The following is a 14,364-nucleotide window of genomic DNA, read 5'->3' as shown; positions in this document are numbered from 1 at the left end:
CTGCATTCAATTAGGTTTCTTCTAACCTCTCCGTGGTACTTCTCTCCTTACGACGCAGCCAGAACGTGCTGCGTCGTGCGGACACCCGGCGGGAGGCGTCATGGTGATTTGCGACCAGCAAGGGCGTAAGTTGAGATGACAGACTGGCTTGGATTGATCGGCCGCTTTCGCCGGGATCAGCGTGGCAGCATCGCGCTGCTCTTCGGCATCACGGTCGTTCCGTTAATCATCGCCATCGGATGCGCGGTGGATTACAGCCGCGCTGCCAGCGTGCGCTCGGCGCTGCAGAGCGCCGCGGACGCGGCCGGCGTCGCCGCGGTTTCCGCGAAGTCCCCGGGTTTCCTCGCCGCGCAGGCGATGATGACCGACGGCACGGTCAGCGCCGGCGGCGACGACGCCACTAAATTCTTCGGGGGTCGGACATCGACGATCGCCGGCGTTACCAACCTGACGCCCACCATCACCGTGATCAAGGACGGCAAATTCGTAAGGGCTTCGGTCCAGTTCACCGCCAAGGTGGCGACCACCTTCATGGCGATTGCCGGCTGGCGCACCATGACCGTTTCGGGGTCGTCAAGTTCGGAGGCATCGCTGCCGACCTTTCTCGATTTCTATCTGATGCTCGACGTGTCGGGATCGATGGGTTTGCCATCAACCGACGCCGAACAGACCCGGCTCGCCGCCATTAATCCGGATAATTACAAATCCTATCCGAATGGCTGCACCTTCGCCTGTCATTTCACCGGCGCCAACGCCTGTGCGGATTCCGACCAGAAATATTCCACCGGCGGCAAGTGCATGGGATTTTCGCTCTCGCGCACGGCCGGAAAATCCTTCAACACTCCGGTCACGGCATGCTCGACACCGGGCACGTCCGCCTGCATTCAGCTGCGCGCGGACGCAGTCGGTTATGCCGTGCAGCAGCTGCTCATCACCGCCAACACCACGGCGAAGGTGGCGAACCAGTTCCGGATCGGACTGTATCCCTACATCCAAAATCTGTACGCCTATTTCGGGCTGACGAGCGCCATTTCGGGATCGTCCAGCAACACATCCACGATCAACTACGCCGCGGCCAATCTGGCGAGCCTGCTAGACACCGGACAGAATGCCACGCTCGGCTCCGGCGGCACGCATTTCGAGAACGCATTTCCGCGAATGAACACGCTCATCACCAGCGTCGGTACGGGTTCGACCGCGACCGACACGCTGCCCTTCGTCTTTCTGATCACGGACGGCGCGCAGAACAACCAGATTCAGTGGGGCGGCAACTGGTCTGGCGACAATCACGCCACTGTGGTGGACAAGAATCTTTGCACGGCGATGAAGAACCGCGGCATCACGATCTCGGTGCTCTATATCCCGTACCAGCCGATCCAGAATCCGACCAGCTTTGGCAATAACGAAGACTATTACGTCAACGCCATCATCCCCTCTATCCCCGGTGCGTTGACGCAATGCGCGTCGCCGGGCTTCTTCTTCACAGCCAACACCCCGGACGATATCACCGCCGCGCTGAATGCGATGTTCAAGCAGGCGCTGATATCGGCGCATATCATCAATTGATCATCGTGACGTGCCTCGCCGGTCGGAGATGCCGCGTCCTATCAGTCGATCGTCGCTCAAGATTACGGCGGGATGATCAAGCCGCCGTCATCTTAATAGTCGAAACTGGCCAATTCCCATCGTGCCCATCAATGGTGATTCGAAGACCGTGATCCTCATCGAGATTCACGCTCCCGACCGTTCCCGCCTTTCCATCGGTTAGAACAACCGCTCTGCCAATCAAGTTTGATTGGGCCTCCGCGAGCGCCGCCAGAATTGCGCCTGCGCAGTTTACCGCTCGTGACATATTTGCCAACCTAGGTCCGTGGATTGTGCCAAGCGTGTTTCACGGAAACACGAAGATACTGCGGCCTCGCGGCGTGCAAATCACGACCTAAGCAGGGCTTAAAGACGCGGGCTTTGGCCGCAATTTTCTTTTGCATGGCTGTAAGCTTGCCAGCTTCATCCGCGTCGATGAAAACGCCGCCGATTTTTGGTAGCAATTCCGCCGGGTAACCAAAAGCTTTCCCGCTTTTCATTGTCCGAAACTCGATCTGGCTCGACGTCACGTACAACTCATTAGGAATAAAGGGTTTTAAGATCTTTGCCGAAATAAATGCCGGCAAGTTGACGTTACCCTCGTATTGACTGCGACCTTTGGCTTGGCGGGCGCGGCCCCTCAGGAATGAAACGCGACAAGCAAGAAGGCCCCCGATCGGGGGCCTTCTTGCTTGCGTCCGTGCTGCACTTTTACTCCGGCCAGCCGCTGCAAAATCTCTCCGGCGTTGACAGCAGCGACAGATCGGAGCCGCGCGGGAGATACTACGTCGAGCGGCGCGAAAACATCATTGCTGTCGGCAACAGCGGCACGGGCAAGAGCCACATCGCGCTCGGGCTCGGCTTGGCGGCCTGCCAGAAGGGTCTATCGGTTGGCTTCATCACGGCGTCGGCTCTGGTCCACGAACTGCTCGAAGCGCGCGACGAAAAACGGCTACTGCGTCTTCAGCGTCAGCTCGCCGGCTACAAGCTGCTGATCATCGACGAACTCGGCTATGTACCACTCTCTGTGACCGGGGCCGAGCTGCTGTTCGAGGTCTTCAGCCAGCGCTACGAGCGAGGCAGCACGTTGGTCACGAGCAATCTGCCGTTCGACGAGTGGACATCCGTGTTCGGCTCCGAGCGGCTCACCGGCGCGCTCCTCGACCGCCTCACGCATCACGTCCATATCCTCGAAATGAACGGCGACAGCTTCAGGCTCGCCGACTCCAGGCGCCGGTCACGCCGAGCGCGGTCAGAACCGCCGGCGGACGCGGCCCCTCAGGAATAAAACGCGAAAAGCAAGAAGGCCCCCGATCGGGGGCCTTCTTGCTTGCGTCCGTGCTGCACTTTTACTCCGGCCAGCCGCTGTAAAATCTCTCCGGCGTTGACAGATCTGCGACGTTTCAGTTCTTTGCAACCGCTAGGCTTAGAATGGACACAGTGGATAGTGCTATCACCAAGCCGGTTCGCCGGCTGGAGGTGTTCTCCGGTGCGGGACGCCGTCGGACATGGAGTGACGAGGAGTAGGCGCGAGTCGTCGCGGAGGTCGAGGCCAGCGGCGACACGGTTTCCGCGGTGGCACGCCGGCACGGATTGTCGCCGCAGCAATTGTTTGGCTGGCGCCGGCAGGTCAAAGAAGCTCGAGCGGTCGTTTCCAGGGATGACAAACTGCAGTTCGTCCCTGCGGTCATCGATGCGGCACCGTCCGGCACGGCTGGACACCTGCAGCGCAAGACGCGGCGACAGCATCGGGATGAACCGTCCGCCGGAACGATCGAGGTTGCGATCGACGGCGTGACGGTACGCATCGGCGCGGGCGCTCCGTCGGACACCATCGCCGCGGTATTGCGGGCGCTGAAAGCCGGCGCGTGATCGGCCCGACCGGCGCGGTCCGCGTCATGGTCGCGACCAGACCTGTAGACTTCCGCAAGAGCGCCGATGGGCTGGCGGCACTGGTGCGCGAGAGCATGGCGGCGGATCCGTTCTCTGGCGCGGTCTACGTGTTCCGCGCCAAGCGCGCGGATCGGATCAAGCTGGTGTATTGGGACGGCACGGGTCTGTGCCTGTTCTCCAAGCGGCTGGAGGATGGCATCTTCCGCTGGCCAAAGATGGAAGACGGCGTGATCCATTTATCGGCCGCGCAATTGTCGGCGCTGCTCGAAGGGCTAGATTGGCGGCGTGTTCACACGGCGCGCGAGACGGTGACGCCGGCACAGCCGGGTTGATAGCTGGCACTGCGACGAATTGAATCAGTCGCGTCGGACGTGTCGCAAAATGTCGGTAAATATGATCTGATTTGATCATGCCGCGCGACGCATTGCCCGATGATTCCGAGACGCTGAAAGCGATGCTGCTCGCCGAGCGGGCGCAGAACGATCGGCTGCGCCAGATCATCAGGGACCTGCAACGCCACCAGTTCGGCCGCCGGGCGGAGACGCTGCCCGAGGAGCAGATGCTGCTCGGTCTGGAAGAGGTTGAGCAGGCGGCGGCGCATGACGCAGCAGAAGCTGAGCAGGCGGCACCGGCCGCACGACAGGCGGGAGCTGCGAAGCGACGGGCCAATCGCGGCGCGCTGCCGGCGCATCTGCCGCGGATTGAGACCACCATCGACATCGACGACAAGACCTGCCGCTGCTGCCAAGGCGCGTTGCACCGGATCGGGGAGGACAAGAGCGAGCGGCTGGATATCGTGCCGGCGCAGTTCCGGGTGCTGGTCACGATCCGGCCGAAATACGCTTGTCGCCAATGCGAAGATGGCGTCTTACAGGCCGCGGCGCCGGCGCGGCTGATCGAGGCGGGCTGCCAACCGAAGCCACCATCGCCCAGGTGCTCGTCTCCAAATATGCCGACCATCTGTCGCTCTATCGGCAGGCGCAGATTTACGCTCGACAGAGCGCCAACCTCGACCGATCCACGCTGGCAGACTGGGTGGGCCATGCCGCCTGGCATCTGCGTCCGCTGCACCAACGCCTGCTCGACAAGCTCAAAGCGCGGCCCAAACTGTTTGCCGACGAGACCACGTTGCCGGTGCTGGATCCTGGCCGCGGTCGCACCAAGACCGGATAATTGTGGGCCTATGCCGCCGACGATCGGCCATGGAACGGATCCGATCCGCCGGGCGTGGCCTATGTCTACGCCCCAGACCGCAAGCCGAGCGGCCGATCGCCCATCTCGACAGCTTCAAGGGCATCTTGCAGGTCGATGGCTATGCCGGCTACCGCCGGCTGGCCGAGCGCGGCGACGTGCAACTGGCATTCTGCTGGGTCCATGTGCGGCGTAACTTCTACAAGCTGGCCACCCCCGGACCTGCGCCGATCGCCAGCGAAGCGCTACAGCGCATCGCCGCGCTGTACGCGATCGAGAACGACATCCGCGGCCGCAGTGCCGTGGAGCGTCAGATTGTGCGGCAGCAGAAGAGCCGCCCGCTGATCGACGCATTGGAGCCATGGCTGCGCGCAAAACTCGGGCTGGTCAGCCAGAAGGGCAAGCTCGCCGAAGCAATCCGCTATGCGCTGTCGCGCTGGGAGGGCCTGACCCGCTTCCTCGACGACGGCCGCATCGAGCTCGACAATAACGCCGTCGAGCGTTCCATCCGCCCGATCACGCTGAATCGGAAAAACGCCTTGTTCGCGGGCTCCGACGGTGGTGCCGAGCACTGGGCAACCATCGCCTCCCTGATCGAGACCTGCAAACTCAACGACATCGATCCGCTTAGCTATCTAACCGACGTCCTCAGCATGATCGCCAACGGTCACCCCAACCGCGATATCGAAGCGCTATTGCCGTGGGCCTACATAGAGCAAGACCTCAGAGCCGTGGCCTGAGGACGACGCTTACGGCTCAGCGGACATAGCCGAGGGCTCGTCCGTCGGATTCTGCGGGGGCAACGATCCGACGTGTTTCGTATTCGAGAGAGCTCCCTCGAACGTCATCTGCAATGGCTCGATGCGCAATGGCTTGCCGGTCATCACAATGGTGCCGAGCTGTGGCGCCGCCTCAAGACGCGAGGGTTCAGAGGCTCACTGCGGGTCGTTGCAGAATGGGCGACACGTCGCCGGCGCGCAGAAACGGTCGATGACCAGGCGCTGCACCGACTGCCGTCGGCCAGAACCGTCGCTCGGCTGATGACCACCGGCCGCGATACGCTATCAAAAGCGGAGACCGTGACTGTCGCGGCGGTAGAGTCCGGTGTTCCTCAGCTGGTCGAAGCGCGTGAAATCATCACGGCGTTCCATGCGAAGATCCGCAAGAAGTCTCACGCAGACCTTGAACCCTGGCTAGAGCGTGCAACCGGCAGCCTGGTCGCGTCGTTCGCCAACGGCGTCACCAGGGACAAGTCCGCGGTCAGCGCTGCAATAACATCGGCATGGTCCAACGGGCAGACCGAAGGGCAAATAACAAAACTCAAGCTCGTTAAGCGTCAGATGTATGGACGCGCCAAGCTCGACTTGCTCCAAGCCCGACTAATCGGCGCTCCATGATCCGCCTGCACCAAAATTGCGTCAGAGCCAATATTGCAGGCCGAATGACAGTCATGGCGCGGAGGCCGTTCGCGACGCGATCGCTCGTACCGTCGTAACTTTGCCCGAACAACTCCGTCGCTCGCTGACCTGGGATTAGGGAGCCGAGATGGCACAGCACGCCCGATTGAAAATCGATGCTGGCGTGCAGGTCTACTCTGTGATCCGCAAAGTCCGTGGCAGCGAGGAACGAACGAAAGTAACAACGGATTGCTGCGGCAGTATTTTCCCAAGGGGACCGATCTCAGCGTGCACGGCACCGACACGCTTGCTGCTGTTGCCGAGACCCTCAACACTAGACCGCGCAAGACGTTCGGCTGGAAGACACCCGCGGAGGCGCTTGACCGGAACCTCCAATCCGCTAACCATGGCCCTGTTGCGACGACCGATTGAATCCGCCCGGCTTTTTTTGGGATGTCGCGTTCAGCCTTCAGTTTGGCAACCTCGCGCCTGAGACGCGTAATCTCCTGCTGCTCCGGCTTCATTTGACCTTGGCCGGGAAACACATATTGTGGGTCGTCGGCGAACTTCTTGACCCATTCACGCAGCTGCGTCGGATGAACGCCGAGGTCTTCGGCAGCCTGGGCGTAGGACACGCCCCGATCCTTGATCAGCTTGACCGCCTCAAGCTTGTACTCTCGCGTAAACTTCCGTCTCTCCATCACACACCTCCAGCTCCATAAAACACTTAACTTGGTGTCTTCGGAACCGGGTGCAGCTCACGACAGACCCATATCGGCAAGACGCATAGTGGCTCCGCAGGGTTTCCATTGCCTAAATTTCGCGGGCGATCATCACTTCAACTGAAGCCGGCACTTGAAGCACAACGTTTATCTGAGGCTGCGCCTCGTAGGAGACGAAGCATCAATTTGCATAGGGATCACTGGCCCGAAATGGCGTTTGCTAAAGATGCCCGAGGCCGCATGAAACGAAAAAAGCCGCGCCACCCCGAAGGATGACGCGGCCCTTTTCAGGCTTAGCTGACCGTTTCCGGACCACATGGGCCGACCAGTAACCAAGGATTTTGGGTACTGGCCTAGTTCGGCCCTCAGTGGCCTATTTTGATTTTGGCAGTGGCCTAGTTTGAAATGGCCCATCCAGTCAGCGTCGTCACGCTTAGTTTCAAACCTCCGCGGCAGAGCGGATAACAGCAGAATTATTGTACGGAACCGGACATGAATAGAAACATTATGCCGGTGTCGAGATTCCTCGGCATTGGAGAGAAGTAATGTTTAAAGCAATACTTGGAGTTGTTGCGGTGTCGGCTTTGTTTTCGATTGCGCCAGCCTCGGCGCAAATGATGGATTGCACTGATGCGAACATGACGAAGGCCAGCGCCGACATGGACAAGATGCCGTCCGGCGAAAAGAAGACCATGGCTATGAAGGAGATGACCATGGCGAAGGACATGATGGGCAAGAAGGACATGGCTGCTTGCAAAACGCACATGAATAAAGCCATGGAAATGGGAATGTCCAAGTAAATAACGAATTGCCACTGAGAGGCCGCCTCAGTGGGCGGCCTCTTTCATTTAGTACTGAGGCGGCTTGATCGCTGTGGCGTTCGCGCCGTCGTCATCGTCCGGGCCTTCATCCTGATCGGCCAAGATTTCCTTGTCGATCTGGAGATTCTGGATCAGCGGGTCGATCTCCTTGACGCCGATCGGGCCGGACACGATCAGGCGAAAGTTAGCCCCCTTCGCTGCTCGACGGGCTGCCACCTGCCAAGGCTCTCGTCGCCGACCGCGGCTACGACGCCAAGACCATCGTCGAGATGGTGCACCAGCACGGCGGAGAGCCCCACATTCCGACCCAGCGCGACCGCAAGGTTCAGCGTTCGGTCGATCCCGGGCTCTATGGCAACGCAATCTGATCGAGCGGTTCTTCTGCAAAGTCAAACACTTCAGACGCATTGCCACCCGCTTCGACAAACTCGCCAGAAACTTCCTCGCCGCTGTTCTCATCGCATCGACCAGGCTTTGGCTCAGAGCTTATGAGTCCACCACCTAGTTCCGCGACGGTCGATGTGAAACTGCAAGTCCCAGAAGTACCGCTTTATGTTGCGTCGCACAATTTCTTTTGCTTAAGGCGTAAGCATGTGCCAGAACAAGTTTCAGTTGCACGGAGATGGCTCTGGCAATACTAGAATGGGATTTCCAATGACGGATTTTACTAGCGTCCAAAAGAATTTCGCGGCCATCGCTACAGCACATTCCGATTATGCAAAGTCTTCTATGGAAGCAGGCAAGACCTACTTTGAAAAGCTCGCGACCTTGAAGTCCCCGCAGACTTTTATGGAAGCGACTAGTGAATATACCAAGTCCGCATACGAAAATTTTGTCTCCGAAGCGACCAAGATTGGCGACCTTTACAAAGAGGCTTTCAAGCCGGTCGCCCCTAAAAGTTGAACAACTACCGACGGTGAACGAGAAACCCGCCTTTTTGGCGGATTTTTCTTTGACTACGTTTCTGTCTGACCGGATACGCTTCGGCTACACGTTTGCTCGATGGGTTGCGTAATAGGACGACGGCTCGGTGATGACCTTCAGCTTCTCGGACAGCGAGAACGGATATAAATCTCCCATGTGCTGATCGACATCCATTCGCACCACCTGCGGCGCGGTGGTCATGCCCACCGTGACGTCGCGCAGGATGACAGCGTCGGTCAGCGGCTTCAGCTCCGTCAGCCGGATATCGAGCGCCGACGGCGGCGCATCCAGCCCGACAGAGACGCTACCGCGCAACACCTCGGTGCCGTCGCGCTTCAGCATCCGGATCGCGCCATACTGCTTGCCGCTCGTCGGCTTCTCGACGGTAGCCTGAACCGCCTCGCCCTCATATACGACGCTTCGGTAGTGCGCCGAAATGCAGCCGGTCTCGAACCATTGCCGCCCCCACACCCGCTCGCACAGCGGCGCGAACTGGCTGAAATGCGTCGGCCCCTCGATGGTGCCGCCCTTGAAGCCAAGCTTCTGCGCCGTCGCATCGTCATGGATCGATGCATGGGAATCGTAGACTTGCGCGTTGAGCATCTGGCGCGGCCGACGCCACGGACCAATCAACGCGTCCGCCGTGTCTTCGATTTCCGTTTCGAATGCGTCTGATGTCATCACGGTTACTCCGTCAGGGTCGATCAAGCGTGTGTCTTACCAGGTATCGATGTTGGGCCGTTTGCGGCCCACTCGCTCCGGCGGCTTCGGTACGGAACGCAGGCCGGCCATCACCCAGCGTCGCGTCTCGGCGGGATCGATGACGTTGTCGATTTCGAAGACCGACGCGATCGACGTCGCCTTTCCGCTGGCATAGAGCTCGGCGACCTTCTTCTTGTAATAGGCCTCGCGCTCGACCGGATCGGCAATCGCCTCCATTTCCTTGCGGAAACCGAGCCGGACGTAGCCTTCCAGCCCCATGCCGCCGAACTCGCCGGTCGGCCACGCCGCAGTGAAGAACGAGGCATGGAAGCCGCCGCCGATCATCGACTGTGCGCCGAGGCCGTAGCCCTTGCGTAGCACGATGCCGAACAACGGCACCGTGATGCTGGCGCCGGTCACGAACATGCGCGCGACGTGACGCACGATCGCGGTCTTTTCGGCTTCGGGCCCCACCATGAAACCTGGCGTATCGCACAGCGAAACGATCGGAATGTCGAAGGCGTCGCAAAGCTGCAGGAAGCGCGCCGCCTTGTCGCCGGCATTGGCGTCGATGGCGCCGCCGAGATGCTTGGGGTTGTTCGCGATCAAACCGAACGGCTTGCCTTCGATCCGGATGAAGGCGGTCACCATGCCAATGCCGAACTCGCGACGGATCTCGAGCACGGAGCCTTCGTCGGCAATCAGGTCGATCACCGCGCGCATATCATAAACTCTCAGCCGGTTTTCCGGGATCGCGCGCCGCAGCAGCCTTTGATCGGGCGCGCGCCAGTCGGCAACCGGCCCCTGGAAATACGACAGGTATTTCTTGGCAACTTCCGTTGCCTCCTCCTCGTCCTCGACGAGAATATCGACAACACCGTTGGGCGACTGGAACGACACCGGCCCAACCTCAGCCGGATGATAGACGCCGAGGCCGCCGCCCTCGATCATGGCTGGCCCGCCCAAGCCGATCGACGCGTTCTTCGTGGCGATGATCACGTCGCAGCAACCGAGCATCGCGGCGTTGCCGGCGAAGCAATAGCCGGAGACCACGCCGATCACCGGGACCAGTCCGGAGAGTTTCGCGAATTGCACGAAGGACGGACCGTCAAGGCCGGTCAGGCCGAGCCGGTCTGTGTCGCCGGGACGGCCGCCGCCACCTTCGGCGTAGAACACCAGCGGCAGCCGCCATTGCTCGACCAGAGACAGCATGCGGTCGATCTTCTTATGATTCATGTGGCCCTGAGTGCCGGCCAGCACGGTGTAGTCATAGGAGATCACCATGCAGCGCGCGTCGTGCTCGCCGAATTGCGCGGTGTTGACCGTGGCGACGCCAGAGACCAGGCCGTCGGCCGGCGTGTTCTTGATGAGATCGTCGACCGCCCGTCGGCGGCGCTGGCCGGCGATCGCGAGGCTGCCATACTCCATGAAGGAGCCTTCGTCGACGAGTTGTGCGATGTTCTCGCGCGCGGTGCGCTGGTTGGTCTTGCGGCGGCGCTCGACCGATTGCGGACGGTTCTCGTCATAGGTATGAGCCTGGCGGGCCAACATCTCGGCGAGGTCCGGCCGGATATGATCGAGGTCGACCTCAGCCTCCTCGGCCGCCAGGTCGCCAGCAACGTCCTGCGGCTCGATGTAGAGAATGGCGTTGCCCTGCATCAGCGTGTCGCCATCGGCGGCGGCGATCAGCACCACGCGCCCGCCCTGCTGCGCGGTGACCAGATGCTCCATCTTCATCGATTCGATAATTGCCACTTGCTGACCGGGACGCACCACGTCGCCTTCGGCAACGGGGATTGACACGATCGTGCCCTGCAACGGCGCAGCTACCGCCACAGCGCCCTCGGGTGCCGCGCGCACAACGTCCGCAGACGCAGTGACCAGCGCGGGGGCACTTATCGCGGCGAACAACGGCGTGCCGGTGGCTTGAGCAGCGCCGACCAAAGCCGCCACGTTGCGATCGATGAAGCTGGTGCTGATCTGGTTGGCCTTGAAATCGGCATTACCCAGGATCGCCTGGATGAACGAGATATTCGTTGCAACCCCCTCGATGCGGAACTCGCGCAGCGTGCGCGCGCCCTTGGCGACGACGTCTGCCCACACGGAGGGCGTATGAACAATGACCTTGGCCAGCAGCGAGTCGAAAGCCGCACTCGTTTTGTAGCCGGCGTAACCGAACGTATCGACGCGCACTCCGGGACCCGACGGCGGTTCGAATACGGCGAGCGTGCCGCCGGTGGGCTGCGTCGCACCGGTCGCGTCCATCGTCTCCATGTTGATGCGCAATTGCATGGCGAAGCCGCGCGGGCTCGGCACCGCGGCCTGATCTAGGCCAAGCGATGCCAGCGTGGCGCCATCGGCCACCGCAAGTTGCGAACGCACCAGATCGATCGACAGCACTTCCTCGGTCACCGTATGCTCGACCTGCAGCCGCGGATTGGCCTCGATAAAGGCGAAGGCGCCATCGCCGTCGCCTGCTTCGTTATCGACCAGAAACTCGAACGTGCCGAGGCTGTCGTAACTCGCTTCCGCGGCCAATTTCTTGGCGGCATCCAGAATTCGGCCACGCAGCGCGTCGGAAAGCGACGGGCTCGGCGCCACCTCTACCAGCTTCTGGTGGCGGCGCTGCACGCTGCATTCGCGCTCCCAAAGATGACTGATGTGGCCGTGACGATCGCCGATGATCTGCACCTCGATGTGCCGCGCATCGCGGATCAGGCGCTCGACGTAGACGCCGTCGCTGCCGAACGCCGCCTTCGCCTCCGACTGGCAGCGCGCATAGGCGTCGTCGAGATCCGCCGCATTCTCGACCATCCGCATGCCGCGGCCGCCGCCGCCGGCCATCGCCTTGATCATGACCGCGCCCTTGCTGCCAAGCGAGGCAAAGAAGGCCTTGACCTCCTCCAGCGTCGAGGGGCCCGTGGTGCCCGCGATGATCGGCACACCGCAGCGCATGGCGAGGTCTTTAGCCGCGACCTTGTCGCCAAACAGTCGCAGTGCTGAAGGCGACGGGCCAACAAAGGTGATCCCCTCCTCGCCGCAACGACTCGCGAGTTCGGCGTTCTCACTGAGAAATCCATAGCCGGGATGCAGCGCGTCGCAGCCCATCGCCTTCGCCGCTTCGACGACGCCTTCAATATCGAGATAGGCCCGCGCACCGCGCCCGGGAACTTCCCTGGACTCATCGGCGATGCGCACATGCAGTGACATCGCATCATCGGCCGGATAGATCGCGACAGTCGCGAGGCCCGCATCGGCGGCGGCGCGCGCGATGCGAATAGCAATCTCGCCGCGATTGGCGATCAAGAGCTTGCGGAAGGGCATTGAATTCTCCGTGACAACAGACGCGGTCGGGGTAGCGGCATCCGCCGCTCCCCCGTGGGACATGGCGAGTTTCGACTAAAGGGGCGCGCTGGCGTCGAGTTCCTGCTTCTTCACCTTGCCGGTGGCGGTCATCGGCAGTGCTGTGATGAAGCGGACTTCCGGCACCTTGTAGACGGCCATCCGTTCGGCGCACCACGCCTGCACCTCTTCCGGGGTGATGGTACCGATCATCTCCGGCTTGAGCTGTATGAAGGCGACCGGCACCTGCCCCTTGCTGGTATCCTCGCGTCCGACAACGCCGGATCCGAGAACCTTGGGATGTTGCCCGAGCAGCGCCTCGATCTCCGGTGGAAATACGCTCATGCCCTTGACCTTCAGCATCTCCTTGCGGCGGCCCAGAAAGTGCAAGAACCCTTGGGGATCGATGGTGCCGATGTCGCCGGTGCGCAGCCAGCCATCGACCAGCGCCTCCGCGGTCGCCTCCGGCTTATTCCAGTAGCCCTTCAGCAGCGACGGCGTACGCACGCGAATTTCACCGTCGCTGCCAAGCGGCACGAGGTCGCCTGTCTCGAAGTCCGTGATCTTGAACTCCGCGCCCGGCACCGGCAAACCGACGAAGATCGGCCGCGAGGTCAGGTCATAATCGTCCCCCTGAAAGCCTACCGTGAACGTGTTCGAGGTATGGGTTTCGGTCATGCCCCACGATGATTCCGTAAGGATCGTTCCCGTGAGGTCCTTCCAGCGTTTACGGTAGTCGGGATTGAGCTTTTTCACGAACGAAACGACGCGCACCTGATTGAGCGACGACAAATCGAATTCCCCGAAACGCGGATGCTCCATCAGCTCGATGGCGCCGTCGACCGGCATCGCCGTGACGTTGACCTTGTAGCGATCAATCGCCGACAACGTGCCGACCGCGTCCCAGCGCGCCAACAGAACCAGAGTGGCGCCGGTGAACAACGGAAAAATCAGGCCGAGATTTTCGCCGGCAATCCAGAACTCCGGAAAGAACGACAGGAAGACACTGTCTTCGTTCGCAACGACGGAGATGCCGTGATTGGCCGCCGCGGTATAGACCATGTCGCCCTGGGTATGCACGCAGCCCTTCGGCATGCCGGTGGTGCCGCCGGTATAGTTCAGCGCGGCGACGTCATCGAGCGACGCCGGCGGCAGCGGCTTCGGCGCAGGCATGGCCGCCAGCGCGGGCAGCAGATCGGTGGCGCCAGGCACAGGGACGCGCGGCGCGCGCACCGATTCCGGCACCGGAATAGTGGGCGCCTCCGGAATCACCTCGGCAAGACTGGTGACGATTACATCACGCAGCTTGGTCTCGCCCCTGACCTGCGCGACCACTGACGCCAGATGGTCGAGCGCGACGATCACCTCGGCATCGGTATCGTTCAGTTCGTAGGCCAGTTCGAAGGCACGCGACAGCGGGCTGACCGGCACATGGATCGCACCGAGCTTCAGGATGCCAAAGAACACGATATGGAATTGCGGGCAGTTCGGCAGGAATACGGCGACGCGGTCGCCCTTGCCGACGCCCTTCTGCATCAGCAGCGCCGCAAACCGATCGCTCTGCGCATCCAGCTCGGCATAGGTGGTGACGTGGCCGTAAAAGATCACCGCGGGGTGATCGGGCCGCGTCTTTGCCCAAGCCCGCAGATATTCGGTCAGCGGGATCTCGCCATGCGGATATTGTGGCTTGCGCGGCGTTCGCTCGGGCCATGCCTTGTCCCACAGGTCATGCAGGGCAGCGAGATAGTCGGCTTCCTCGGTACTTGCGGTCATGACCGTCTTCCTTCT

10 protein-coding genes and 7 pseudogenes are annotated in these 14,364 nt (G+C 61.3%); 10 read left to right on the top strand and 7 right to left on the bottom strand.

Going from position 1 to position 14,364, the window contains the following annotated elements:
- Nucleotides 1–135 precede the first annotated feature (135 nt).
- A complete protein-coding gene (locus FIU28_RS07010) occupies nt 136–1,566 on the top strand; it encodes a TadE/TadG family type IV pilus assembly protein (protein WP_143572267.1) in 1,431 nt (476 codons plus the stop codon).
- A gap of 76 nt (nt 1,567–1,642) precedes the next feature.
- Here the strand turns inward: FIU28_RS07010 and FIU28_RS26855 are convergent, their stop codons facing one another.
- Both FIU28_RS26855 and FIU28_RS07000 read right to left on the bottom strand, forming a co-directional pair.
- On the bottom strand, nt 1,643–1,852 hold the full coding sequence (locus FIU28_RS26855; protein WP_143572266.1) for a PRC-barrel domain containing protein: 210 nt from the start codon (nt 1,850–1,852) through the stop codon (nt 1,643–1,645).
- Nucleotides 1,853–1,862: 10 nt separating this feature from the next.
- Entirely contained in the window at nt 1,863–2,171 is a 309-nt protein-coding gene (locus FIU28_RS07000) for a hypothetical protein (protein ID WP_143572265.1), read from the bottom strand.
- Nucleotides 2,172–2,230: 59 nt separating this feature from the next.
- Here FIU28_RS07000 and FIU28_RS06995 point away from each other — a divergent pair, with 59 nt between their 5' ends.
- The 6 genes and pseudogenes from FIU28_RS06995 to FIU28_RS06970 all read left to right on the top strand — a co-directional run.
- Entirely contained in the window at nt 2,231–2,872 is a 642-nt protein-coding gene (locus tag FIU28_RS06995; protein ID WP_143572264.1) for an ATP-binding protein, read from the top strand.
- A 251-nt stretch (nt 2,873–3,123) separates the two neighbouring features.
- Nucleotides 3,124–3,456, top strand: a pseudogene (locus tag FIU28_RS06990) (transposase); the annotation flags it as partial.
- The gene (tnpB, locus tag FIU28_RS06985) at nt 3,453–3,809 is read left to right on the top strand and encodes an IS66 family insertion sequence element accessory protein TnpB (protein ID WP_143572263.1); all 357 of its coding nucleotides are present in this window, start codon (nt 3,453–3,455) and stop codon (nt 3,807–3,809) included. The pseudogene FIU28_RS06990 and the gene tnpB, both read left to right, overlap by 4 nt.
- Before the next feature lie 77 nt (nt 3,810–3,886).
- Nucleotides 3,887–5,408: pseudogene (gene tnpC / locus FIU28_RS06980) on the top strand (IS66 family transposase).
- Nucleotides 5,409–6,065 (top strand): annotated as a pseudogene (locus FIU28_RS06975) (transposase); the annotation flags it as partial.
- 52 nt (nt 6,066–6,117) lie between these two features.
- A pseudogene (locus FIU28_RS06970) lies at nt 6,118–6,497 on the top strand (IS30 family transposase); the annotation flags it as partial.
- Between the two features lie 11 nt (nt 6,498–6,508).
- On the opposite strand, the pseudogene FIU28_RS06965 reads toward FIU28_RS06970, so the two are convergent.
- Nucleotides 6,509–6,766 (bottom strand): annotated as a pseudogene (locus FIU28_RS06965) (transposase); the annotation flags it as partial.
- A gap of 566 nt (nt 6,767–7,332) precedes the next feature.
- Between FIU28_RS06965 and FIU28_RS06960 the strand changes: the two are divergent.
- Nucleotides 7,333–7,587, top strand: coding sequence for a hypothetical protein (locus FIU28_RS06960; protein ID WP_143572262.1), 255 nt, complete (start codon nt 7,333–7,335; stop codon nt 7,585–7,587).
- A gap of 48 nt (nt 7,588–7,635) precedes the next feature.
- On the opposite strand, the gene FIU28_RS26335 is transcribed toward FIU28_RS06960, so the two are convergent.
- Entirely contained in the window at nt 7,636–7,779 is a 144-nt protein-coding gene (locus tag FIU28_RS26335) for a hypothetical protein (RefSeq protein ID WP_168202876.1), read from the bottom strand.
- Between the two features lie 176 nt (nt 7,780–7,955).
- Here FIU28_RS26335 and FIU28_RS26845 point away from each other — a divergent pair.
- Nucleotides 7,956–8,113, top strand: a pseudogene (locus tag FIU28_RS26845) (IS5/IS1182 family transposase); the annotation flags it as partial.
- A gap of 149 nt (nt 8,114–8,262) precedes the next feature.
- Nucleotides 8,263–8,511: a phasin family protein gene (locus FIU28_RS06950; RefSeq protein WP_168202874.1), complete on the top strand. Its 249-nt coding sequence runs from the start codon at nt 8,263–8,265 to the stop codon at nt 8,509–8,511.
- A 108-nt stretch (nt 8,512–8,619) separates the two neighbouring features.
- Here FIU28_RS06950 and FIU28_RS06945 read toward each other — a convergent pair.
- The 3 genes and pseudogenes from FIU28_RS06945 to FIU28_RS06935 form a co-directional block, all read right to left on the bottom strand.
- Nucleotides 8,620–9,213, bottom strand: a pseudogene (locus FIU28_RS06945) (hypothetical protein); the annotation flags it as partial.
- 36 nt (nt 9,214–9,249) lie between these two features.
- A complete protein-coding gene (locus FIU28_RS06940; protein WP_143572261.1) occupies nt 9,250–12,558 on the bottom strand; it encodes a carboxyl transferase domain-containing protein in 3,309 nt (1,102 codons plus the stop codon).
- A gap of 75 nt (nt 12,559–12,633) precedes the next feature.
- The gene (locus FIU28_RS06935) at nt 12,634–14,349 is read right to left on the bottom strand and encodes an AMP-binding protein (protein ID WP_143572260.1); all 1,716 of its coding nucleotides are present in this window, start codon (nt 14,347–14,349) and stop codon (nt 12,634–12,636) included.
- Nucleotides 14,350–14,364 lie beyond the last annotated feature (15 nt).

It is taken from the genome of Tardiphaga sp. vice154, assembly GCF_007018645.1.
In the GTDB taxonomy this organism is placed as follows: domain Bacteria; phylum Pseudomonadota; class Alphaproteobacteria; order Rhizobiales; family Xanthobacteraceae; genus Tardiphaga.
This window is presented reverse-complemented; position numbering and strand designations above follow the sequence as displayed.